Genomic DNA, 24,052 nt, shown 5'->3' with positions numbered 1-24,052 from the left:
TAAAAAATTCTTATAATGGCCCGTCTTCCAAAGGAATTATAATGAATAGGAATTAATTTTTTACAATGAACATTTCAAGGTAAAAACTTGAATATTATAGCCAATATTTTATCTTAGCCCTTTATCTTGATATGGCTACCAATAGCAACAAATCGATTTTTCAGCAACTTTGGGATCGCAAGGTGCCACAGTATTTGGGAACCTATTTTGCCGTAGGATTTGGTCTCTTGCAGTTCGTGGAGTTCCTCACCAAACGCTATGACTTAACTAATTCTTTAGTTGATAAATATCTTTTGATTTGGTTGGCGCTCATCCCTGCTCTTGTTATAGTAACTTACTTCGGAAGTCAATTACAATTTAAATCTTCTACCTTAAAATGGCCCAAGATATTGGTAGTAATGAATGTTATAGCAGCATTTTTATTGGGTAGTCTTTTGTTTAACGAAACCACAACGGGCCAAACTTCTACTATCGAGGTTGTGGACGAAAACGGAAAATCGCTAACTGCCGTGGTTCCTAGCCTGAACAAGATAAAGACCATTGCCAGTTTCCAATTTAGAAACTTGACGAATAACAAAGAAAATGATTGGTATGGAGTGGCCTTTTCACAACTTCTACAGCACAATCTAGATCAGCGGCCTGAATTTTATACGAATTCCGTCTATACCTTGAATACCTATCACAATGTGATGGGCCTCCCCTCCTTTGTAACTCCAAATGTTGGCTTGGAACGTGAGATTGCCAAAAAGTCACGCAATGATTTTTTTACGGATATTTCCTATAATATCAAAGATGGGGAATTTGAATTTAAGGGAAATTTATACAATACCCGGGACGGAAAAAGTATTTCGGAACTCTATGCTATAGGTGAAGACCCCTACAATGCCGTAGATAATATAAAGCAGCAGATTTTTGATAATATTCCAAACGCCATAAAGAGTACAGGAAAGCAAATGAATATGCCGGCTTCATCTCTGGTTACGGGTAATCTTGAGGCGCTTAAATTCCATACTTTATCCCGAATGACATTTTATAATGATCCTTCAGCCTTGGAGGAAACTCTGGTATTAGATCAAAAAGCGGTTGCCTTGGATCCACAATGCGCTTCCTGCCATTTTTGGATTGGAGATGTTCTATATGGACTTGGACGAAAGGATGAGGCTATTGCTTCTATAAAAAAATCAATAAAATATGGAAAATCACTACCGGAAAGAATGCAGTTCATCCCTAAGGAAGTGCTGTATCAGATTACAAACAATATAGATGCATATCGGAAATTACAGGAAATGCGAAAGAAAATGTATCCCTATGAGTTTGCCCCTTATCAAGCATTATTGGGAATGTATAGGGTGGAATATGGAAATGAAAGTGGTAAAAAATTAATGCGGGAGGCTATAGAGAATGGCAATGTAGAAAAGGGACTTTTGGCTTTATATGAACTGCAGCTGGTGGATGAAGAATATGAGGAAGCTTTACAGAGTCTGGAGCGCTTAAGTGCTGAATTTCCAGATAGAGATGAGGACAGACAGAAATATGCGAACATCTATGAAAAACAAGGTAATTTAGAAAAGGCGAAGGAAATCCTTCTGCGAGAAGAAGCGTTAGATCCTTTAAACACAAAACTGCAGGCAAAAATAGCCACTTTGGATTTTAAAAACCAGGCAACTGCCTTAGCCTATAAAAGGATGGACGACGGATTAAAGCAGGCCACCACACTAACGGATAGCATTCAGTTTATGTGGTATAAAAGTTATCTCTTGGAATTATCCGGCCAAGTCAGTGCTTCTTTAAAAACTCTTGCCGAATATGAAAAATACACTACCAGGTTAGGCCCAATAAATAGGATTTTGGCAAGTACCTTCTCCCGAAAGGCCTTAATGAACCAATCGATCAGCAGAGAGGAACAAGTAGAAAAGTTGATTACCGATTTGAGCAGATTTTCTTCAGAAAATGAAAGTTTTTATAATTGTTTTGTAAATATAAATGCTATACAAAACGACTATAAAATGACTATGGAAATGGAAAAATTTCGAACCAACTGCCGTAGAGAATATGAAAACTACGGAAAAGGTTACGACACTTATTTTGATCTTATACTTGCATATTCCGATCGAGATTATAAGAAGTGCATTGAGCTATTGGAAAAAGATAATTCAAAAATCCAAAGTCTTATTGGCGAGAAGGATTTTATATCGAATATCTATGCCAAGGCTGGCAATTTGAAAAAGGCTCAGGAGATTATGAAAAAGGAAGTGGACCAAAAGCCCGAAGATCCCAAATATTATTATCAGCTGGCATTCCTATTGGAAAACGAGAATCCCAAAGAAGCAAGGAAATATTTGGATATTGCACTTCAATATTGGCAGCACGCCGACCCAGAGTATATTCCGTTGCAACGAGCCAAGGTATTATCACAGAGATTGGGGGAAAAGCAAATTAGGCTTTAGAGAAGGGTTTGTTTCGGGTTAGCCGTTTCACGTTCCAAGTTTAAAAACCATTAACTACTACCAGTTAAAAGTTATGAGTTATGAGTTCAGAGTTATGATTTTAGTGCCAACTGCAACTGGAAACTGCCACTTTTTTACTGACCACTGACCACTGAGCACTGAGCACTTTTTAAGAGTTATGAGTTATGAGTTCAGAGTTATGATTTTAGTGCCAACTGCAACTGGAAACTGCCACTTTCTTACTGACCACTGACCACTGAGCACTTTTTAAGAGTTATGAGTTATGAGTTATGAGTTATGAGGGAACTAGCGTTATGCAACTACTGCAAACTGCAAACTGCCACTTTTTTACTGACCACTGACCACTGAGCACTGAGCACTTTTTAAGAGTTATGAGTTATGAGGGAACTAGCGTTATGCAACTACTGCAAACTGCAAACTGCCACTTTTTTACTGACTACTGACTACTGACCACTGACCACTGAGCACTGAACATTAATTTCTGTACGTCCCTGATATAGGTTGACCACTTAAAGAGTGGAAAACTATGAAAGCAAATGTACGAAGTATTCGCAAGCAGCGTAAATACTCAATTGAATTTAAGAAAAGGATTGTTGCAGATTTTGAGAGTGGTAAGTTTAGCGTACCCCAATTAGAGAAGCTCCATGGGGTTGCAAACCCTACGATCTATGGTTGGATCTACAAATTCTCTACCTTTAACGAACAAGGATTTAGAATTATAGAGATGAAAGACAGCAGCAACCAAAAAATGAAGGAGCTCGAGGCCCGTGTAAAGGAGCTTGAGCGCACTGTGGGCAGAAAGCAGATAATGATCGATTATCTTGAGAAGATGATGGAGATCGCCAAGGATGAACTTGACATCGACATTAAAAAAAACTTCGGCACCCCACAATCAACTGGTTCCGGGAAAACAAACAAAAAATGAGTTTTTCCCTGAACAGTCTTTATAAAGAAGCTGGTCTGAGCAAGCAGGCCGTTGCCCAGTATGACACCAGGCAAAAGATCTTTGATAACAAAACAGCACAGCTGGTTCTTGAAGCAGACGAACTGCGGGAGGACCATCCAGGTTGTGGGGTGGAGAAAATGTACTATACACTTAAGCCCGACTTTATGGGAAGGGATCGGTTTATAGAACTTATGATGGAACTGGGATATCGATTGAAGCGTAAAAAGAACTATAGAAGGACAACCATCGCTTCAAAGATCTATTATCCCAATCTTATAAAAGGAATGGAAATTGACCATCCGTCAATGGTATGGCAATCCGATATTACCTATATACCCATTGGCCATAGGCATTATTACGCTGTATTTATAATAGATGTCTATACCAAGAAGATTGTAGGCTATAAGGTGTCTGACAACATGAGAGCCCAGGCAAATATGGATGCTTTAAATATGGCATTGAGTGAAAACGAAGCTCCATTGATACACCATAGTGACAGAGGGAGTCAATATACTTACAAAGAGTATATAGACCTTCTAGAGAACAATGGAAGTAAAATAAGTATGGCACTCTCCGCACAGGACAATGCCTTTGCCGAGCGTATCAACAGAACCATAAAAGAGGAATATCTGGATCATTGGAAACCTAAAGACTTCGGTCAATTAAAAAGAATGATGGCAAAAGCCGTAAGGAATTATAACAATAAAAGATTACATAACAATAACGACAGAATGAGCCCTGAAAAGTTCATAAATCAATTTTCTTTGTTGAGGCCTCAACAAAGAAAATTGATGACTATTTTTAACAATGAAAATTAACTAAAAACGGTCAACACTAATTAGGGATGTTCATTCCACTACCAACTACCAAATACTGCCTACTGATTACTGATTACTGATTCACTGACTTACTGAATTACTGAAACCTATTCCCTAAAAAGCCCCCTCGCAATTAACAGCTTCATAATCTCATTCGTTCCCGCATAAATTCTAGCCACTCGATTGTCCGCATACATCCGTGCAATTGGGTAATCCCACATATATCCATATCCTCCAAAGAGTTGCAGGCATTCATCCACTACCCTACTGTGCATTTCCGTGGCGGAATACTTTGCCATGGAAGCACTTTCCGCAGTGAGTTTATCTTCTGATAATAATTGGGTACAGCGATCCAGAAAAGCCTGATGGAGCTGTAATTGAGTGGCACATTCTGCCAGTTTAAATTGAGTATTTTGAAAGGCAGCAATCGGTTGTTTAAATGCAGTACGGGTAGAAGTATATTCAATAGTATTTTCAATGGCCCCCTCTGCCCCGCCAATGGCATTAAGCGCAACAGTTAGCCGCTCCCTGGCCAATTCGGTCATCATTATTTTAAAGCCTTTTCCTTCTTTACCCAGTAAGTTTCCCTTGGGAACTTTTACATTGTCAAAAAACAATTCGCAGGTGTCTTGGGCTTTCATTCCTATTTTTTTGAAAGGAACTCCTTTGTCAAAACCATCCCAAGCACTTTCCATTATTAATAAGGATACACCCTCTTCTTCTGTACCTACATTGGTTTTTACAGCAACTATTGACATATCGCACATAAATCCGTTTGTGATAAAGGTTTTTTGTCCATTAACCAAATAATGATCTCCTTTATCTACTGCAGAAGTTGTGATTGCCCTGAGGTCGCTACCACAATTTGGCTCGGTCATCCCAATGGAAGTTATCAACTTTCCCAACGCCATTTGAGGCAGATATTTTTGCTTTTGCTCTTCTGTGCCGTACTTTAAAAGATAGGGAGCAACAATATCCGTATGTAATGAAAACCCTGGTCCGCTAACCGCTTTTTTGCCCAACTCTTCAATAAACAAGGCGTTAAAGCTAAAATCCAGACCACTCCCACCGTATTTCTCGGGCATATCAATGCAAAGTAACCCCAACTCGCCCGCCCGTTCCCAGATTTCCCGGCTTACCATTCCATTTTTTTCCCATTTATCAGTTTGAGGAAGGATTTCATTGTGAATAAAATCCCGGATCATTTCCCGCATCATGTTATGTTCTTCGGAAGCGTATATTTCGCGGGTTAAGAGGATGTTTTGGAGCATTGGAAAGAAAATTTGGTTCCTATAAATATACAGATAATTTAAGGGAATTGGGACAGGCAACAAATTGGGCAAGATTGGTGTTCAAAAAGGAGTTATTAATTTGAAGTGTAAGGACCCACGCGATGCAATCGCGCGGAAGCAGATGTTTTTATAAGTTTATGAAATTTCAGTTGGCCCCTGCCTTTTCTAAAATTGCTTTAATCTCCTTATACCCACTTTTTTTTGCGTGCTGAAGCGGACTAATGCCATCCTTATCCGGAATGTTAACATTACAGCCTGCATTTACCAACAACTGAACAATGTGCGTATGTGTTTCACCTCCGTTACCAAGAACAATAGCTTCCATTAAAGCCGTCCAGGTCAGGTTGTTGATATGATCGATGGGATAGTCATCTATTTTCAATAATTCCTGCACAACCTCCGTATGCCCTCTTTCACAGGCAGGAATAAGTGCAGTACCACCATATCGATTCAATATCATGTGATCAACTTTACCGGTAGCGAGACAGGCCTTGAGAATTTCTAGATATCCTAATGCGCCTGAGTGTAGCACTGGGCTTTCCAATCGATTATCCTGCGCATTTACATTAGCTCCAGCTTTTATTAGCAGTTTCGCTGCTTCCACATTATTTTCGTAGGTGGCCCACATCAAGGCCGTTCTTTGTTCTGAATCCCTCACGTCGATTTCAATCCCTTTGTTCAAGAGGTCTTGCAGTTTTTCGAGATCGTTGTTTTTAGCGGCCTCAAAGATTTCCATTTTCATATTATTGTTTGTATTAGTTGATTTTTGGGCGCATCCGTTAAGAACATTCAAGGTAGCGATACAGAGTATAATAAAGCGTATGGGTTTCATAGTTTACGAATTATTTAATTTTCAGCACGAGGTGGGAAATTTTAGAAGATAATGAAGTTTTATGTTCATATCGTCTAGCGTATAACCATTTCCTATTATAGACGAGGAAGTTAAGTTTAGTTTTTATAAGTTTGAAAAGGTACGAAGATTCAAAGTACTCTCATCAAGGAATTTGTTTCACGCCGCTGGTGCGCGATTTTATCGCGTACCCTGTCCAATTCTTTTTTAATTGCCATATTTCCTTTTCAGCCATAATATCGGAATACTACAATATCATCCAATAAACCCTTCTCATCTGCATAATCTGAAGCACTGCTATAAACATAATCTTGAGCTCTATAAACCAAACCGGCTTCTACTGGATTATTGTGAACGTAGCTGATCTTCTCCCAAATAACTTTATTGCTCCACAATTCAATAGGCTTATTATCGTGTCTCCAAAACTGATATTCATTCACATTGGATGATTTTGCCGCAGCTTTTTTAAATTGCTCCAATAGAAATTCCTTTCGACTATCTCTTGGGTTCTCTTGTATAGCTTTTACTACTGTTTTACTAGTAAAGCGTTTAAAATCTCCTAATAGAAGCGACGGATGCTGACCCCTTACACTTCTAAAAACCAAGTGGACATGGTTCGTCATAATACACCACGCTATTATCTCCATTCCCTTCTCCTTTTGGCAAAACGAAAGACTTTGCAATAGAATATCCTTGTACTCATTGCGAGTAAAAACATCAAGCCATTCTACAACTGCAAAGCTCACAAAATAAAGCCCTTCCGGATTATGAAATTTATAATTGCGACTCATATTCTAAAGATAATTGTTTTTTAGAATTTCAGAATTTAAAGATACTGAAAGGCATGCAATGCTTACTAAGTTGCGCCGCTGGTGCGCTCCCCTAATCTTCGGGAGCATCGCGTTCCTTTCTGACTCAACTAAATTAATGGAATACTACAATATCGGATACCGAAGTAAATAAAGATAAGTGATTGAAAGCGGTTACTGCATTAGAGCATGGGAAACCACGCGATGCTCCCGGGACTTCGGGAGCGCGGGAGTGGGGATTAAGAAAACAAAAACAGTATAACAAATAAAACCGCAGCTTACGGATAGCCGTAAAGATCCCAGTCATAAATCTATTACGTTTGTCGAATAACCTTATAAGCGATTACTTTTCGCTAAATGATGACCCAAAATTAAATTCTAATATTAAACAATCAAAACCATGAAAACAATTACAAAAACAATTGCATTTGCCTTTTTCGCTCTATTGTTAACATCTTGTACCACCACTTATTATCAGGTTTATAAAGCGAAACCAATTGACAATTTCACAACAACGGATTCTAATTTAGTATATGAAGATGATAATTGCAAGGTGTCATATAATTTATGGGGCGACGGTGGAGATGTGGGATTTGAGTTTTACAATAAGACTAACGAAGAAATATTTGTGAATCTAGAGGAAAGCTTTTTTATCGTAAATGGAGTTGCTCACGATTATTACAAAAAAAGAATTTTTACCAAATCTGCAAGTTCAGGAGCAACTTCTTCAAAATCTATAAGTACTTCTAAAAGTGTAACTGGAATTAATTATTTAAATCTTATTCAAAATAATATTATCGAAGCCTCCGCTAGCACTGGACAGGTATCGTCATCTGGATATTCAACTGCGTATTATGAGCAGAACGTACTCCACATACCAGCAAAAACATCTAAATTTATCTCAGAATACAGTATAAACGAAAGACTTTATAGAGACTGTGATCTATTTAAATATCCAACAAAAAGTCAGATTAAAACTAAATCTTTCTCAAAAGTAGATAGCCCAATAGTATTTAGTAACAGAATTTCATATACGGTTGGTCGGTCAGCAGAACCTATTAAGTTTGTAAATGAATTTTATGTTACAGAAGTTACCAACTATCCTGAAGGAGAAATAATAGAATCTAAAGGCTCTGAATATTGTGGTGAGAAAAGTGTTACTAAGAGAAAGTATTTTAAAGATGTCTCTCCAGATAAGTTTTATATTCGATATCCGAAAGTAAATGAAAAATTTAAGCATTAAACGGCCGTATTCAGCGACGAAGTAGAAAATGAGGTTAAACTTTTTAAAGTCTAACCTCATTTTTAATTGTCCTAGTCCCCGCTGGTGCGCGATTTTATCGCGTTCCTTACCAGCTTAACTATAAAGCGGAATAGTTTAATTAGGACAAAAAAATATATACCAAGATAAATTAGGGTAAGTGTTTGTGAAAGCGGTTACCGCATTAATGCTTGGGAAACCACGCGATGCAATCGCGCGGGAGCGGGGGCCAATAATGAAGCGTTTTGTTTTATGGGGTTAATATTGCGCGATAATGTTTTCGTATATATTCCCTTTAGCTTCCCATTGTTGTCTCGTTGTTGTCAAACCAATTTCCTTCAATTCCGTCTCGATATAAGCTGCAACTTTTTGAAGAATTTGAATGTTTTTATAGTTTCGATAAGGGAATATGGAGGTCAAGAAGACTACATGCTTATATAAGTTTCCTATGTTGGCTTCCATCTTCATATCCTTTAAAGCTACTGTTACTCTGTTTTTAAAGCCTTATGACATTCTCGGAGAAACCCGTTGCTGGTGCGCTCCCGAGACTTTGGGAGTATTGCGTTCCATTCCAACTCGATCATAAAGCGGATTAGTTTACTTACGGGCAAAAAGACATATACTAAGTTGAATAAAAGTAAGTGTTTGTGAAAGAGGTTACTGCATTATAGCTTGGGAAACCACGCGATGCAATTGGGCGGAGCGGGGCACTAGCAGGGCCTATAGCAAAAAGGGAAGTTTATGCAAACGTAAAATTGGCCATTCTAAAATATTTTCATAATTAAATTCAGCCATACAATTTTTTATCATGTCTTGCGTAGCAGAGCCTAATAGAAGATTACAGCAAAGAACGAACGAGGAAGAATCTTTATTCCTTCTTAAAACATCTTCTATATCATTTCTCGCTTCTTGTGAAAATATATGTCCTTTGTGTCTGAAGATTTGATAATAGTTAACTTTAGCTATATCTTTACTTTCTCCTTCATCCGCTTTGGAATAGTAACTTTTAGCTAATTCTATTATTGGTTCCCATTCTGTTTTTCCTTCAATTCCTAGATGAATTAAATCAAGTAGTTCTCTATTATTAGAAGAAAACAAACCAACCCCATTTTCTAATATCTTTTCTGTTTCTTCTATTAAAATTTTATCTATTCTATCTCCTGTACCAAAAGATTTAGTTTTTAAATTTAGATTATCAGAAAGCCCACTTTTCTCAAAACTTTTTAAATCCCTTTTTAATTGCTGCACCCATTCAAAAAAAGAATTTGCTAATTCGGGCTCCAAATTCCAGCGGTCAGCAAAATTTTCTTTTTCACTCTCCGGTCTAGAGTAATCAACAGGATTATGTATCGACCATTTACAATTTGAATAATCCAGTATGTCATCTTTACTTAAATACCCATTCTTTATTAAAAATTCGTTTCTACTTAATACATAGTCTATAAACTCCTTAATTATTTCAATAATATTATTTCGTGTATGTACTTGTGTTGCAAGAGTTGTAATAATTATTGATATAGGTTTAAAATCCTTATATACAAAATGGACATCTCTATGTCTTTTCATAATTTGAATTGCACGTTGTAATGAGGTCCTGAAGAGCTGCTTAGGAACGTTTTCTTGTCTCTCATACAATTCTTTGTTAGCATTGAAAATAGTGCTTCTTTGAGATTCTATAAAGTCAGAAGAATAGGCATTTTTAGATTTAAACCATAAATAATAACCTTGAGGATTACTTGTAGACCAAGTATAAATTTTATTTTCCTTATGTGTTATTTCTATATTATGTATTGAACCTTCATCAGCTTTTAAAGCTGGTAAAATATCAATATGAAAACCTGGGCGGTTATTTTCAGAGGCATAATTTAATGTCCAACACCTTTTACCTTCAACATCTAACATTCTTTTATAATCAATATTTTCTTTTAATCTATTTCCAATGTCATTTTTTAGAATTTCTGAAGATTTTGATTCACTGTATTTTGTCAATTCACACACTTGATCAATATCAAAATTTCCATCTCTATCTTTATGATAAGGCCTTACAACTGTGCCAAGCCTAAATGAGCCTTGTAAATAAACATAGGGTGAATAACCAGATTTATATACTCCATTTTCAATCCAATTTTTAACTGCATTAAATCGTTCTTGGGCTATTTTAAAATCTGTAGGGGATATATCTAAATACTGCGCTATTTGTAATAATATTTGATTACTCATTATTCTAATTCTTTATTGTGTTTTAAATATACCCGTGTCTTATATTCAATTGTTCCTAAATTCTACAAAACTCGAAATTAATATTTTATTAAATTTATCCATTTTCAATTGACTGCAATTTGTTGTCTCAATTATTTTATAGTGAATCCACTTTGTTTAAATGCAACATAGGATAGAACTACTTCAGCAATTATAGCTTATTGTTATAATGTATTATTCTTTAGTCCATTTTAAGTTTAACACCCATTTCGCGTGGGGTCCGATTTTATATTTCGATTCTAATTCGTCTTCATTATAACCTAACTTTTCAATTATATTTGCACTAGCCCACTTGATATAATCATTATCACCCTTCGATAATAATTCTTCCAATTCCTTCTGTTGAGACTCATTAGGGATCAATTCTAAAACATCATATTGTAAAATTTCCCAACAATTCCAGCCAGTTTCCATTGGAGCTCTTTTTAAAGGCGTTTGAAAAGATTTTAAAAATCTAAAATTTACGTATGGAAAATTTTTTCTTGACAAAACACGTTTATCTGCTTTCCCTCCTAATAATTCCTCATAAAACTCTCTCCAATGCGATATTTCTCGATTCTTCTCGCTATTGAACCAATCGAGAAATTTTAAAGCATTTTTTGCAGGTACAAAAACTGCTAAATCTCCCTTTTTTAATCCACCTGTTTTCATTTTTAAATCATCAGTTGCCCCTAATTTCCTCAACACCTCCTGAGTCTCTGGTAATCTTTTGTACTTTCCTCCTACATGTTGATACCAATTCCAATTAGGATTTGCATTTTGCACCAACAAATACTTATCGCCAACCTTAATTAAATACTGATACGACATCGAAAATCTTATATATTTTCTGGATAGACTTATCCAAAATGAGTGAAGAACTAATTTTAACCTGCTTCTATTTTTATAAAAAAAATCGAAACCATCAATGATCAAAATAGTAATAAGTAAAATAAATCCACCTCCAATAAATTCAGGACGTAATGTCTCGTCTATATTATAACCTGTTATAATTAAGATTATCGCAACTACTATTTTTAAAACAAAGCGCTTCATTGAATGATATAATTATTTTTTTTGAGGAAAGTTATCTTAATCAAAACTGTTCTTTCAGTCTAACGTGCCCTTTTTGATTTTATAATAACCTTTCCACCTTTATTAACCAGTAAAAAATCTATTGGTTCAAACATTCTCAACAACCTCCCTCTCACCCTCAAAAGCCTCTTTTAAAACCGCTTGCATAAGCATTTGAGCATTGGCTTCACTAGTTTTTATTTCTTGCTCTAAGGCTTGACATTTTTGCATTAGAGTCTCAACTATTTCTACGATTGCTTTTTGTTCTTCAAGTGGAGGAAGAGGAATTATCAAATTAGTAAGATTTGGAAGTTTAATATTTGGTTGCCCTGACATTTGGTATGAAAGCTCCTTAATAGTCTTTTGCTGAGCTCTTAGCTGGAGTAAAACAAATTTAGAACAAGTTAATTCAGTTGGTTTAATACCAATAATACTATCTGGGAAGCACATATCTTTACCTAAAACACCTAAATAACCAATAGTACCCCCTACAATGGCTATAACAACGGTATTTTTTGGAAATAGTTTAGACACCTTAAGCCCCCTTTCATTTAAGGTTTGATTAAAGGAATTTATTCTATCACCATTTAAACTTAAACTTCCAATTTGAATAAATGGAATTTTTCCATCAAAATATGAAGGATCATTTCTTGGTCTTATAGAGAACCTCCCCCTTTCGAACAAAGAATACTCACCAAACCTACACCATAACCATCCATCAGGCAATTCAAAAGGTGTTTCTTTTTCTGAAATAGGTGGAAGCGCTTTTTCCCTTTTGATTTTTTTGTCTTTAATTAATTGGGCTTTTTCTGCTTTTATCCGTTTTAGCAACTCACTTGCAGGTTCGATTTGTGGTCCCTGAGCTTGTTGAAGGGCTCGCCAATCTGCAGTTAACTTTCCTTGTATAGCTTCTTGGAGAATTGATTGTTTGAGTTGGGATAAAAGTTTTTTTTGGGTTTGGATTTCGGATTCCAAACCAATTTTTTCAATCCTTTTCAACTTTGCAATGAATTCCTGTTGTTCAAACAAATTCAGATTAGGTAATTCTATTTTTTCAAATAACTGTTTTGGTGTTAGATATTTTCTGTTGGTAGTCCCTGAAGAATATTTTGTAATGTAATCCGCAAACGTCTTTTGCCTAAATAGAACTTCTAGAAATTCGGGATTAACTAGATTGACATTAATGTCAGCTAAAGCCATATTTGTAGATGCAAGACTTCCAATATGTTCATCATGAGTTAATCCAAAAGCCCCGTTTTTGGTATCAACTTTGCACCACATCAATTGATTCTTTGAAATCAACTGATATTTTTTCATATTTAGTTCATAGCCTAAAACTTCACGTCTGATAACTATGCCTTGACCATAATTTTGAACACCTGAAATTTTATAAGTCTGATTATCTTCAATATCTATTAAAGATTTTTTATTAAGTTTTAAGACATCTCCGAGCTTCATTATAATTCTAATTTTAACTTATCAATATTTTCAGCTAGATTTTCAAATGAGCTTTTTAATCTATCCAAAACTTCATTTACAGTTAGTATTTCTTCCTCAACCTCCACCGTAGGATTCTTAATATCCAAATCCCAATTTTTCAAATCATCTACATTTACTTTCCAAGCAACATCATTTTCCTTTCTATCATTCCACCATTCAATAATAGGCTCAAATTCATTAAACTGAATGGGCTTGGTTTTGGAATAAGATTTTTGACCTTCGGGCAATTTATGTTCGTAATACCATATATCCTTTGTCTTACTTCCTTTTTCAAAAAACAATAAATTGGTACTTACAGTAGCAGGGAAAAATGTTGAATTCGGCAAACGTATAATGGTATGTAAATTGGCATCGGTCAATAATTTTTCCCTTATGCGTGCTTTTACGCCATCACCTGTAATAGAACCATCTGGCAATACAATGGCCCAACGGCCTCTAGGTTTTAAAAGTTGCAACATCAATATCACAAACAAATCCGCAGATTCTTTACAACGATAGGTTGCAGGAAAGTTGGTTTCTACGCCATCGGCAATGCTTGCTCCAAAGGGTGGATTTGCCAAAATAACATCTACGCGGTCTCTTGCGCCAATACTGTTGTATTCCTTTTTTAAACTATCCATATAATGGTAGTCGGGAATATCCATTTCGTGCAAAATCAAATTGGTTAAGCCCAACACATAAGCCACAGGTTTAAATTCCCATCCTGTAATGCTTTGTTGTAATATTCGTTCGTCCGCTACTGTATGCACATAGTTTTCTCTTACGTGGTCAATAGCCGCGGTTAAGAAACCACCGGTTCCAGCTGCTGGGTCTAATACTTTTTCACCCAATTTCGGGTCAATCATTTGAGTCATTAACTGTGTTACAGCTCTTGGTGTATAATATTCACCCTTGTTGCCTGCATCCCGCAGTTCCACCAAAATACTTTCATAAATATCTCCAAATACGTGCTTGTCTTCCGAGTTGTTAAAGTCAACTTCATTCAGTTTATTAATAACCTTCCGCATTTCATAACCTGACTTCATATAATTATTGGAACCTTCAAAAACCTCCTTTACAATCGCTGCTCTTTTTGGGTTGGTTATACTTGTTAGGTCACGAAGTGTCGCAAACAAGCCTTTATTGTCGTGTGCGTTACTGTCAATAAACTCCAAAAGTTCATCGCCTGTAATCCCTTCAATGTCTGTAGCCCAGGATCTCCATTGAAATTTCTCAGGAATTACTGAAACATAATTGTCTTTCAGTATTTCTAATTCTTGGTCTTTGTCATCAATAATTTTCAGAAACAACATCCACCCCAATTGCTCCAATCGTTGCGCATCGCCAGAGATTCCTCTGTCTTGCCTCATTATATTTCTGATGCTGCTTATTACAGCGCCTACGTTTGCCATTTATTTTTTGTCTTTAATTATTTTTTCTAGAAATTCTAATTGGTTCAGATCCTCTTTTTGAGATTCGTCTGTTTTTTAAAATTAATCAAATACCTCATGCTTTTGTTTTACTCTTTCTTCCATTTATTTCATAGAAATAGCTTCTTTATTCTCTATTCTCCATTCTTTTATTTCAATTTCCTTATTGAAGTGTTATGAGTTAACAATGACTTCATTTGAGTAATGGCCATTTGGTTCAATTGAATGAGTCTTTCGCTCTGTTCCATTCCCTGATGAATTAATAAGGCATTGGTACTTTCCATATTAGATAATACCACCAACTGTTCTATAGTTGCTTCATCGCGAATATTTCCTTTTTTGTCAGGATTTTCATCACGCCATTGCTTGGCGGTCTTTCCAAAAAGAGCCATATTCAAAACATCGGCTTCAATGGCATACACCATTGAAATTTGGGCCTTACTAAGTGTTTCTGGAATCAGATTTTCTTTAATTGCATCGGTATGAATGCGATAGTTTACTTTGGTTAATGTTCGTTGAAAATTCCATTCGAGTTTGAGACGATTATTTTCGTCTTCTTTCAAACGCTGGAATTCATTAATTAGATAAATCTGAAATTCCGGACTGAGCCACATTGCGAAATGGAATGCAATATCTTTATGTGCATACGTGCCTCCATATCTACCCGCTTTTACTATCATTCCTTTTGCCTGAGTTCTTTCAACCCATTGACCCACAGACATAATAAATCTGTTGACTCCTGCATCCTGCTCAATTACCCCGAATTCGGGGTAATTGAAATTGGGATTGTTTATTTTCTCCCAAATTCCTAAATATTCCAACGTGTTTTTATTGGTAATCCATTTCCCTATCAAACCACTACCCTCTTTAAAGCCTCCAGTCATATCGGTAAGGCTAATAAAATCCATTTCGTTCTGAGCGAAGATGCTAATCTCAGTTCCCTTAACGTTGATCTTTTTATTTTTCGCCATAACAATTACTAAAATTTTTGGTGTAATCTAAACTATAAAATATAACCTTGAAGTCTTGGCCATCTGCGGCAGTAGTAAAGAAATACTCTACAACTGAACCTTCCACCAACTCACTATCTTCTAGCACATTAGATATGTGTTGCCCTATGTTTTGCTTTGAGGTGTCAAAAAGTTCTGCAAGCTCATTTTGATTCATCCAAATATTACCATCTTTAGCAAGAAGACTTACCGCAGATTTCCCATCGGAAGTGTTGTATATAATAATGTTTTGCCCCCCATTTACGCCCCTGTTTTATATAATTGTGCTTCTAATTCTTTTAAAGCTTGCAAATATTGCGGTTTACCACCGAAGGCTTTTACTAACTCCATTGCAGTGCCTAATTTATTTAATGGATCAAGTTTTAATACTTCTGTGCTCCCTATGGTCATTAAGCCATCTTGAGCATATTTATCCAATAGGCTGTTTAATACTAGTTGGGCTTGCTCCCCATATTTGGTGAAATAGTTGCGTTTCTTTACATTTTCAGCTCTTTCCTTTCTTGTCAATGGTTTTGATTCAAAAGCTACATGACATATCAAATCAAAAGGATCAAACTCCTTCCCTACCTCTTCTTGTAGCGCTTCAAAAAAGATTCCTTGATCTTCCAATTCTCTTACAATGACCTTTTTCTTATCCGCATTGTTCCAAGTGTTTAAGAAAGATTCTAAGGTTTTGTATTGTTTGGTAATGCTGTTTTTGGTGTAATCTTTTAATGATTCTGTAATGATTTTTCCGTCCGAACCCAAATACTGAACTCTTTCATTTACAATTTTAACCTGTACTCCATCAACACGTATTTTAGATCTTGGTTCTTCTACAATATCACCACCCCCTTCAATTTCAGGATAATCAGGTGTTTCAGGAAATTCAACCTCTTCTCCATCTATGTCAATAATTGGAGCATCATCTGTTTCATCTTCTGTTCCTGATAAGTCATCATCTTCACTAACGATTTTTATCATTACCGGATCTCCATCAAAATCAGGATCGGCAAAAAGATTGGTGACATTCCTAAAATCCATTATCGTAAAGTAAGTCTTGCCATATTCTTCATTGATTCTTGTACCTCGGCCAATAATCTGTTTGAATTCAGTCATTGAGCCAATATTGCTATCCAAAACAATTAATTTGCAAGTTTGGGCATCAATACCAGTGGTCATTAATTTAGAAGTTGTGGCAATAACAGGATACGTTTCACTGGGATTGATAAAGTTGTCCAACTCTCGTTTTCCGTCTTGATTGTCGCCTGTAATTTGCATTATGTATTTGTTGTTTTCAGCAAATAAATCTGCATTGGCATTAACCAAGGCTGTGCGCATTCCTTCGGCATGTTCTATGTCTATACAGAAAACAATGCTTTTTGCATATCGATCATATCCTTTTAGAAATTCCGTGATTTTTGCAGCGACTATTTTTCGTCGTTCTTCTACAACAATATTTTTATCAAAATCAGTTCTATTGTAAATCCTATCTTCCACAGGATTGCCATCTTTATCTAAAAATCCTCTTGGCGGTCGCCATCCTTCTGCATCAATGTCCAAAGTTACTTTAACTACTTTGTAAGGCGCTAAAAACCCGTCATCAATTCCCTGTTTCAAGGAATAGGTATAAATGGGCTCTCCAAAATATTCTGTACTAGAAACTTCTGTTGTTTCCTTCGGGGTAGCAGTTAATCCAATATGTGTAGCGGTATGAAAATATTCTAATATCTCCCTCCATTTGCTATCTTCCTTTGCACTTCCTCTGTGACACTCGTCGATAATTACCAAGTCGAAAAACTCACGACTAAATTGTTTATAAGCATCTGTTCCATAACTATCTGAAAGCCCCTGATACAGTGCCAAATAAACATTGTATGCCGTGTCAATCTGCTTGTGCTTTATAATAGTCATAGCATCCCTGAAATGTCTAAAATCTCCTCTTGCAGTTTGGTCAATTAATGCTGTACGATCTGCTAAAAACAAAATCCTTTTTTTCGCACCACTTTTCCAAAGTCTATATATTATCTGAAACGCAGTATATGTTTTTCCTGTTCCCGTAGCCATCACTAGGATAATTCGTTGCTGTTTTTTCGCAACTGCTTCAATAGTTCTGTTTACTGCATTTTGTTGATAGTATCTTGGCGAACGGCCCGAACCATCTTGAAAATAATCTTGGGAAATTATTTCTTGGACTTCTTCAGCTTCTATTCCTCTATATCTTTTGTACTTGGCCCATAACTCTTCAGGACTTGGAAATTCATCTAAAGTAATCTCTCTTTCTATTTCGCCATCGGCGGCTGTTTTGTCGTGGAAATAAAACCCATCTCCATTACTGCTGAAGACAAATGGAATATCTAAAGTATTTCCATATCCAAGTGCTTGTTGAATGCCACCTCTGACGGAATGTTTATTGTCCTTTGCCTCAATTATCGCAATTGGAACATTGGGTTTATAAAATAAAATGTAATCCGCAAACTTGCGCTTTCCTCTTGCTGTCAGTTTCCCTTTCACATAAATCCTACCGTCAGTGAAGAAAATCTCGCGACCCAACTGCGTATGCTCATCCCATCCGGCCTTCAAGATGGCAGGAGTGATAAATTTCGCCTTTATGTCAGATTCTGATAAGTCTTTTTTCTTCATAGAAAATTTGGTTATTCTTCAAATATAATCCATCGCAACCTCCCATCCTTACGGGATTCCTCAGTTGTATGAAATATAGCATTCCAAATATACTATTTATATTAAGAGTATTTTAACAATTGTAAATGATAAGTTCATTCCAAAATTAACTGGCCAAGGATCATCCACCCTACCCTCTACCCAAGGCAAAGAATACTCCCAACAAAGCTATTTCTCTTGTAAGGTGTTTTATAGAGAAAAGTTAAATAACCTCCTCTGGTGCGGGCGTCCCGCCCGTGTCCCCACGACCGTGAGCAAGCAACCGGCACGAGCGAGACGCTCGCGCTAGCGTTTGAAAGTTAAAAATGTTACCTCCTAATCGTCCTACGTCTTACCTTCTACCGTCCTATGTCATTTTTTTTCCAAAAAATTAAACAAAGCAACCCCAATACTCCCCGCTGGCGCGGGCGTCGCGCCCGTGTCCCACACTATCTGAGCAAGCAATCGGCACGAGCGAGACGCTCGCGCTAGCGTTGCAATTTAAAAAATCTTACCTCCTAATTGTCCTACATCTACCGTCCTAACGTCTTACGCCACTTTTATTCCGAAAAATTAAATAACGTATAACCAATACTCCCCACCGCCTCCCTCATAATCTCGAAATCCAAAGTTTCAATGGTATCTGTATTTGTGTGGTAATGTGGGTTTCCATGGCCGCCGGTGCCAATAACCATTACTGCGGGAATATGGAAGGGCCAATAATTGCGATGGTCTGAAGGGCAGTTGTTTAGGTAATCATTTGCATAGGATAAACGCCGGGAGTCCATTTTTCCATTGGCTTTCAGCAGCTGGGAGATTTTCTTGTTAAAGGCGTCGTACCTTTTAATCCAGGAAACGATCAATTGGTTTTTATAGAGAGAATCATCTTTGGAAATCTGCTTTTCTTCGCGATAATAACCTATCATTTCAAGAGCGATCATCCCTATATAATCCTTGTCGGTATCTGCAATGGAATTTGCGTGGATATAACTTCCCATTTTATCGGTTTTAAAAAAGGGAGGCTCCTCCAAACAGAAAAAGACGAAATCAATTCCGTAATCTAAATTCAATGAGATTTCAGTTAGCATTCGCGCGATTTCCATCAAGCCCGCCACACTACTGGCATTGTCGTCTGCCCCCGCACTTTCTTTATAAACGTCGTAATGCGCGCCAATAATAAAGCGCTTTGTTTTTTTGGGCTGATATTGGGCGAAAATGTTTTCGTATGTATTCCCTTTAGCTTCCCATTGTTGTCTGGTTGTCGGCAAACCAATTTCCTTCATTTCCACCTCGATATAAGCTGCTGCTTTTTGAAGGCTTTCAATATTTTTATAGTTTCGATAAGGGTATATGGAGGTCAAGAAGGCTACATGTCTATATAAGTTTTCTATGTTGGCTTCCATTTTTTATTGGTATCAAATAGAGTTTAAATTAGGTGCTTTTGGGCATCTTGGATCAGCTTCTAAAAAGGTTTGCCACGAATTGCACAAATTTTCACAAATTTACTCGTTCTCTATAAATGTGGCTGCAAATGATGCCCTAGATATTTCACGAACCTGACTGCCGTCAGGCGGGTGCAACAGACCTGCCTGTCGTGCCTGCCTGTCGTGCCTTGGCAGGCAGGATTTCAGTCTGTTGGAAAAACCTATAGCACTTTGGTTCTAGTTGTTTGGTTCCCTTAAGCTGCTATTCGTTTATTATAAGCTGCATGGCATCCTGGATCGGGCGTTTTCAAACCCCAAAGGTTTTCAAAACCTTTGGGGTTTTAAGCTGTCCTACGTCTTACGTCCTGTGTCCTGTGTCCTGTGTCCTGTGTCCTGTGTCCTGTGTCCTGTGTCCTGTTTCCTGTTTCCTGTTTCCTGTCTTGTCTCCAACTCCTACTCTATTATTATAACCTGCATGGCATCCATCCGCACTCTCGCATATTTAATCAGCGATTCCAATGTTGCCCGTTCTTCAAGCGCACTTTGAATTTCTTCGGGTCTGATGTTTTTATTCTTCGTTTGAAGGGTTTTTAGTCTATCTATTTCATGATTCAGGGTGAGCTTCATTGTTTGCAGTCCCTTTGCAATTTCTTTTGAACTCTGTTCTTTGGCAATTTTTGTGGCGGCGGAAATCCCCCGCTGGTGCGCGATTTTATCGCGTTCCATTCCAGGAATGTGGTTACTGTATTAAAGTTTGGGAAACCACGCGATGCAATCGCGCGGAAGAGCGTGGCAATGCTAGCAACCAATTAAGATTAATGAAAATAACAATTCATGTATGAAACTGTTAAAATGAACATAAAATTTTAATATATTTGATTTCAGGATGTTTTTTGACGAAAACGTTTATTATTTCCAAACTTTGATGATTTTAATAAAATAGATTCCTTGAATGACTTATCATCAAGAAATAATTTTTAGAGTTTCTTTTTCTATATAATTGTCTTATATCATTAATAATTAAAATATGATTAGAATTTTACATTTGACAGATTTTCATCTAAATAGAAGAACATTACGCGACTGGAATGACTTTTATAAAGATTCATTTTTTGAAAAATTAGATCAATTTCAAAACGATCGTCCAATTGATTTGGTTGTTTTCACCGGTGATTTAATAGATAAGGGTGGAAAAGATTTTTCAAAGGCTAATCTAGCATTTGAAGAATTTAATGAAAACATTATTAAACCCATAATTCATTTTTTAAAGCTAGACATTTCAAAGTTTATAATATGTCCTGGAAATCACGATATAAATAGGTCGGCTGACGACGAAATTGATGAGAACGGATTAAAATCTACGTTAACTTCTAGTGAAAAAATTATAGATTTTATTGGCAACGCTGAAAAAACAAATTCCTATAAAAGAATTGAACGTATTAGGGATTATAAAATTTTTGAAAGTAAACTTTATGAAAATATTATAGAAGATAAAATTCAATCATTGTTCACCTTTTCAATCAAATTTACTTTGGGGAATAGGACCATTGGAATTAGTTCAATAAATTCCTCATGGAGATGTTACGGGGAAGATGATTTTAATAACATAATTATAGGCGAGACTCAATTGAATAACAATTTCAAGTTTATTTCAGATTGTGATATAAAAATTGCATTAATACATCATCAATTAGATTGGCTAATTAAAGCAGAAAAAAAAACAATGATATCTCATGTAAATAAAAATTACGATTTGGTTTTATCTGGACATGTTCATGAAGGTGCTTCAAATATGTCAACGGGTTTTACAGGTTCAGTTTTTCATAATGTTTCTTCATCAGGTTTGAATCAAATAAGAACTAACAACATTGATTATGTTAACGGATTTACTATTATCGATTATAATGAAAATATTACTTGCTATTATTTGAAATATAATCATAATCAAAAAATATTTGTAGATAACACCGATCTAGTAGACAAGGGAAAAAAAATTTATGGAAGACCGGTTGCAGACACGGAGGTTAATATTGAAAATTATCGCACGGCTATAGAAAATATCATTGAAGATCATTATTTAGAAATGAATAATCATTTCATAACAGGAAAAAGAAATGATAAGGATATAACTGTCAAAAATGCTTTTATATATCCTCCTATCGATAATGGCAAAAGCTTTTATGAACAAAAAATTACTGAGACAAATTTTGGAGACATTATTAACTCAAATGAGAATATCTTATTTCTTGGTCCTCAAGAATCTGGCAAGAAAAGTTTATTATTTAGAATTATAGTTGAATTCATAGATGATTATGATATTTATTTTAAGATTCCGGTGTTCATTGATTTTAATGAGATTAAAAATAAAGAGTTCACAACAATAATTAAAGAATATACCCGATTAGGATCTGATATAGTTAGGGAAATATTAAAAAAGGGGAAGTTTATTTTTGTTATTGATAATTTAAGTTATCACGAATCGAAAAATTATGGTGCGCAAATTAATCGCCTTCATAAATTCTACCGAGACTTTCCAAAAAATAGATTTATCTGTTCTTACATTCATGATAACCTTGGTATTATTCCTCCTGAAATTATAAACTATTCTATTATACCATTTTCATATCACTTTATTAGAGGTCTTAAAACCAAAGAAATTAAGCAAATAATGAAACAATGGCTTCCCTACGATAATAGTTCAAAAAATGATGAAAATTTAGAAAAGCTTGTAAAAACTTTTACTTCATATCATTTGCCACCGAACGCGTTATCTGTTCATTTATATCTTTGGTGTCATGAGAACAGTCAGGAAAAACCAATTAACCAAGCTGTTTTAATGGAAATATACATTGATTTAATTTTAGAGAAACTGAATAAAGAAAATATTTATAGAAAAAATTTCGATTCTAAAAATAAAATACAACTAATATCAATGATAGCTGAAAAAATAATAAGAAAGGAAGATAATTTGTATACTCTAGAATATACAGAGTTTCATAGCATCATTCATGAATACCTCAAGGAAAAAGTTGGATTCACTTTTGACGAGGATGTTATAATTAATTATTTATTAGAAAGAAAAATATTCACTAAAAATAATAGAAACGAAGTAAGGTTTTCTCAAGTATGTTTTATTCATTTTTTTGTAGCAAAAAGAATGCAAGATAACACGGAATTTAAAAAATTTATTTTAGATGAAACTCGATATTTTAATTACCCTAAAGAAATAGATTACTATACAGGACTTGTTAGAAGTGATATTGATACCTTTAGATTAATTTTTCAAAGGTTCAAAGAAGTATTTGACCCAATGAATTTCATTTTAACAGATATAAATCCTGATGAGTACTTTAATATTCCTATTAAAAAAAATACTCAATATTCCGAGCCATTAGCTCGAAATATTGAAATTGCTAAAATTAAAGAAAATAGGCCGACCAATGAAATTTCTGAGAGGCAGCTAGATGAACAATTAAATAGAATATCCCACAATAAGAATGAAAATAAGGATAATAAGAAAATTGATTTTGACAGAATGATGTTAATAATGTGCAATGTTCTCAGAAATTCAGAAGGAATCGAGGACCTTGATTTGAAGAAAAGTGCCTATAATGAAATCATAAAACATAATATAACATACACAATTCTTTATACACAACTACTAATCAAGTATATAATTGAACATAGAAAACTTCCTCCTTCAATTCCTGAAAATATTTCTTTGGATTATCTATTGCAAAATTTTCCTTATCTCATTCAACAATCTTTAAATTCACACTTAGGGACACAGAAATTGGAAGTAGTAATTCTTGACAAAATATTACAAGAGAAAAAAGGTATTTCTAACACGAAATCTGAGATTGAAAAATATCTTTCTATTGCTCTATTCTCTGATATACAAGGAAATAATTTTAATATCCATTTAAAATATCTAGTGAAAAGTGCTAATACAGTACCAGTGCAGAATTTCTTGCTTTACAAATTAACCGAATATCTATACAAAAGATCCAAAGGTGGTTCAGAAAATGAAGCGATGTATTTAGATTTGATCTCGGATTTGAAAATTAGGACTCAAAAACTCCCAAAAAGATTAAAAGAAAGAATAGTTAAGGATCTACTAGAATCTAAAAATAAAATGAAAAAATATATTTTGCTTGAATAATTGAATTTTGGCAGCCTTTATCTTTTGTTTTTTTTAAATACGGCATCTGATTAAGTACTCTTCCTGAGAACCTCTAAAGACAAACTAGTCAAAACCTTTCGAATATTACTACATTCAAACCACATGCCGAAATGAGAAATTCCCGTTAGAA

The 24,052-nt window shown here is 35.5% G+C and carries 18 protein-coding genes; 5 read left to right on the top strand and 13 right to left on the bottom strand.

The genetic code is table 11. From position 1 onward, the window contains the following. Positions 1-131 precede the first annotated feature (131 nt). From EI546_RS01935 to EI546_RS01925, 3 genes are all read left to right on the top strand, one after another. Complete coding sequence (locus tag EI546_RS01935; protein WP_128248961.1) at positions 132-2,447, top strand: tetratricopeptide repeat protein; 2,316 nt, start codon at positions 132-134, stop codon at positions 2,445-2,447. A gap of 547 nt (positions 2,448-2,994) precedes the next feature. Next, positions 2,995-3,393, top strand: coding sequence for a transposase (locus EI546_RS01930; protein ID WP_128248632.1), 399 nt, complete (start codon positions 2,995-2,997; stop codon positions 3,391-3,393). Further along, positions 3,390-4,232: an IS3 family transposase gene (locus EI546_RS01925; protein ID WP_128248631.1), complete on the top strand. Its 843-nt coding sequence runs from the start codon at positions 3,390-3,392 to the stop codon at positions 4,230-4,232. Before EI546_RS01930 ends, EI546_RS01925 begins: the two co-directional genes overlap by 4 nt. 107 nt (positions 4,233-4,339) lie before the next feature. On the opposite strand, the gene EI546_RS01920 is transcribed toward EI546_RS01925, so the two are convergent. From EI546_RS01920 to EI546_RS01910, 3 genes are all read right to left on the bottom strand, one after another. Then, complete coding sequence (locus EI546_RS01920; RefSeq protein ID WP_128248960.1) at positions 4,340-5,503, bottom strand: acyl-CoA dehydrogenase family protein; 1,164 nt, start codon at positions 5,501-5,503, stop codon at positions 4,340-4,342. 166 nt (positions 5,504-5,669) lie between these two features. Continuing rightward, the gene (locus EI546_RS01915) at positions 5,670-6,356 is read right to left on the bottom strand and encodes an ankyrin repeat domain-containing protein (RefSeq protein ID WP_128248959.1); all 687 of its coding nucleotides are present in this window, start codon (positions 6,354-6,356) and stop codon (positions 5,670-5,672) included. A 245-nt stretch (positions 6,357-6,601) separates the two neighbouring features. Next, a complete protein-coding gene (locus tag EI546_RS01910) occupies positions 6,602-7,165 on the bottom strand; it encodes an REP-associated tyrosine transposase (RefSeq protein WP_128248958.1) in 564 nt (187 codons plus the stop codon). 418 nt (positions 7,166-7,583) lie between these two features. On the opposite strand from EI546_RS01910, the gene EI546_RS01905 reads away from it, so the two are divergent. Beyond that, on the top strand, positions 7,584-8,426 hold the full coding sequence (locus EI546_RS01905) for a hypothetical protein (RefSeq protein WP_128248957.1): 843 nt from the start codon (positions 7,584-7,586) through the stop codon (positions 8,424-8,426). Between the two features lie 276 nt (positions 8,427-8,702). On the opposite strand, the gene EI546_RS01900 is transcribed toward EI546_RS01905, so the two are convergent. From EI546_RS01900 to EI546_RS01855, 10 genes are all read right to left on the bottom strand, one after another. After that, positions 8,703-8,906, bottom strand: a complete 204-nt coding sequence (locus tag EI546_RS01900) for a hypothetical protein (protein ID WP_128248956.1) — start codon at positions 8,904-8,906, stop codon at positions 8,703-8,705. Between the two features lie 258 nt (positions 8,907-9,164). Further along, a complete protein-coding gene (locus EI546_RS01895) occupies positions 9,165-10,664 on the bottom strand; it encodes a nucleotidyltransferase domain-containing protein (RefSeq protein ID WP_128248955.1) in 1,500 nt (499 codons plus the stop codon). A gap of 213 nt (positions 10,665-10,877) precedes the next feature. Continuing rightward, positions 10,878-11,738, bottom strand: a complete 861-nt coding sequence (locus EI546_RS01890) for an SMODS-associated NUDIX domain-containing protein (protein ID WP_128248954.1) — start codon at positions 11,736-11,738, stop codon at positions 10,878-10,880. 126 nt (positions 11,739-11,864) lie between these two features. Next, a complete protein-coding gene (locus tag EI546_RS01885; protein ID WP_128248953.1) occupies positions 11,865-13,214 on the bottom strand; it encodes a restriction endonuclease subunit S in 1,350 nt (449 codons plus the stop codon). Continuing rightward, on the bottom strand, positions 13,214-14,647 hold the full coding sequence (locus EI546_RS01880; protein WP_128248952.1) for a class I SAM-dependent DNA methyltransferase: 1,434 nt from the start codon (positions 14,645-14,647) through the stop codon (positions 13,214-13,216). Before EI546_RS01880 ends, EI546_RS01885 begins: the two co-directional genes overlap by 1 nt. Positions 14,648-14,814: 167 nt before the next feature. Then, positions 14,815-15,636: a KilA-N domain-containing protein gene (locus EI546_RS01875; RefSeq protein WP_128248951.1), complete on the bottom strand. Its 822-nt coding sequence runs from the start codon at positions 15,634-15,636 to the stop codon at positions 14,815-14,817. Beyond that, positions 15,623-15,832 carry a hypothetical protein gene (locus EI546_RS01870; protein WP_128248950.1) on the bottom strand — a complete coding sequence of 70 codons (210 nt, stop codon included), beginning with the start codon at positions 15,830-15,832 and terminating at the stop codon, positions 15,623-15,625. Before EI546_RS01870 ends, EI546_RS01875 begins: the two co-directional genes overlap by 14 nt. Before the next feature lie 83 nt (positions 15,833-15,915). Then, positions 15,916-18,297 carry an EcoAI/FtnUII family type I restriction enzme subunit R gene (gene hsdR, locus EI546_RS01865; protein ID WP_128248949.1) on the bottom strand — a complete coding sequence of 794 codons (2,382 nt, stop codon included), beginning with the start codon at positions 18,295-18,297 and terminating at the stop codon, positions 15,916-15,918. Positions 18,298-18,875: 578 nt separating this feature from the next. Further along, positions 18,876-19,718, bottom strand: coding sequence for a M28 family peptidase (locus EI546_RS01860; protein WP_128248948.1), 843 nt, complete (start codon positions 19,716-19,718; stop codon positions 18,876-18,878). 474 nt (positions 19,719-20,192) lie between these two features. Next, positions 20,193-20,465, bottom strand: a complete 273-nt coding sequence (locus EI546_RS01855) for a hypothetical protein (protein ID WP_128248947.1) — start codon at positions 20,463-20,465, stop codon at positions 20,193-20,195. Positions 20,466-20,766: 301 nt separating this feature from the next. Here EI546_RS01855 and EI546_RS01850 point away from each other — a divergent pair, with 301 nt between their 5' ends. Continuing rightward, positions 20,767-23,901 carry a metallophosphoesterase gene (locus EI546_RS01850; protein WP_128248946.1) on the top strand — a complete coding sequence of 1,045 codons (3,135 nt, stop codon included), beginning with the start codon at positions 20,767-20,769 and terminating at the stop codon, positions 23,899-23,901. The last annotated feature ends 151 nt before the right edge of the window (positions 23,902-24,052 follow it).

Origin of the sequence: Aequorivita sp. H23M31 (assembly GCF_004022485.1) — a bacterium.
GTDB classification, from domain to species: domain Bacteria; phylum Bacteroidota; class Bacteroidia; order Flavobacteriales; family Flavobacteriaceae; genus Aequorivita; species Aequorivita ciconiae.
This window is presented reverse-complemented; position numbering and strand designations above follow the sequence as displayed.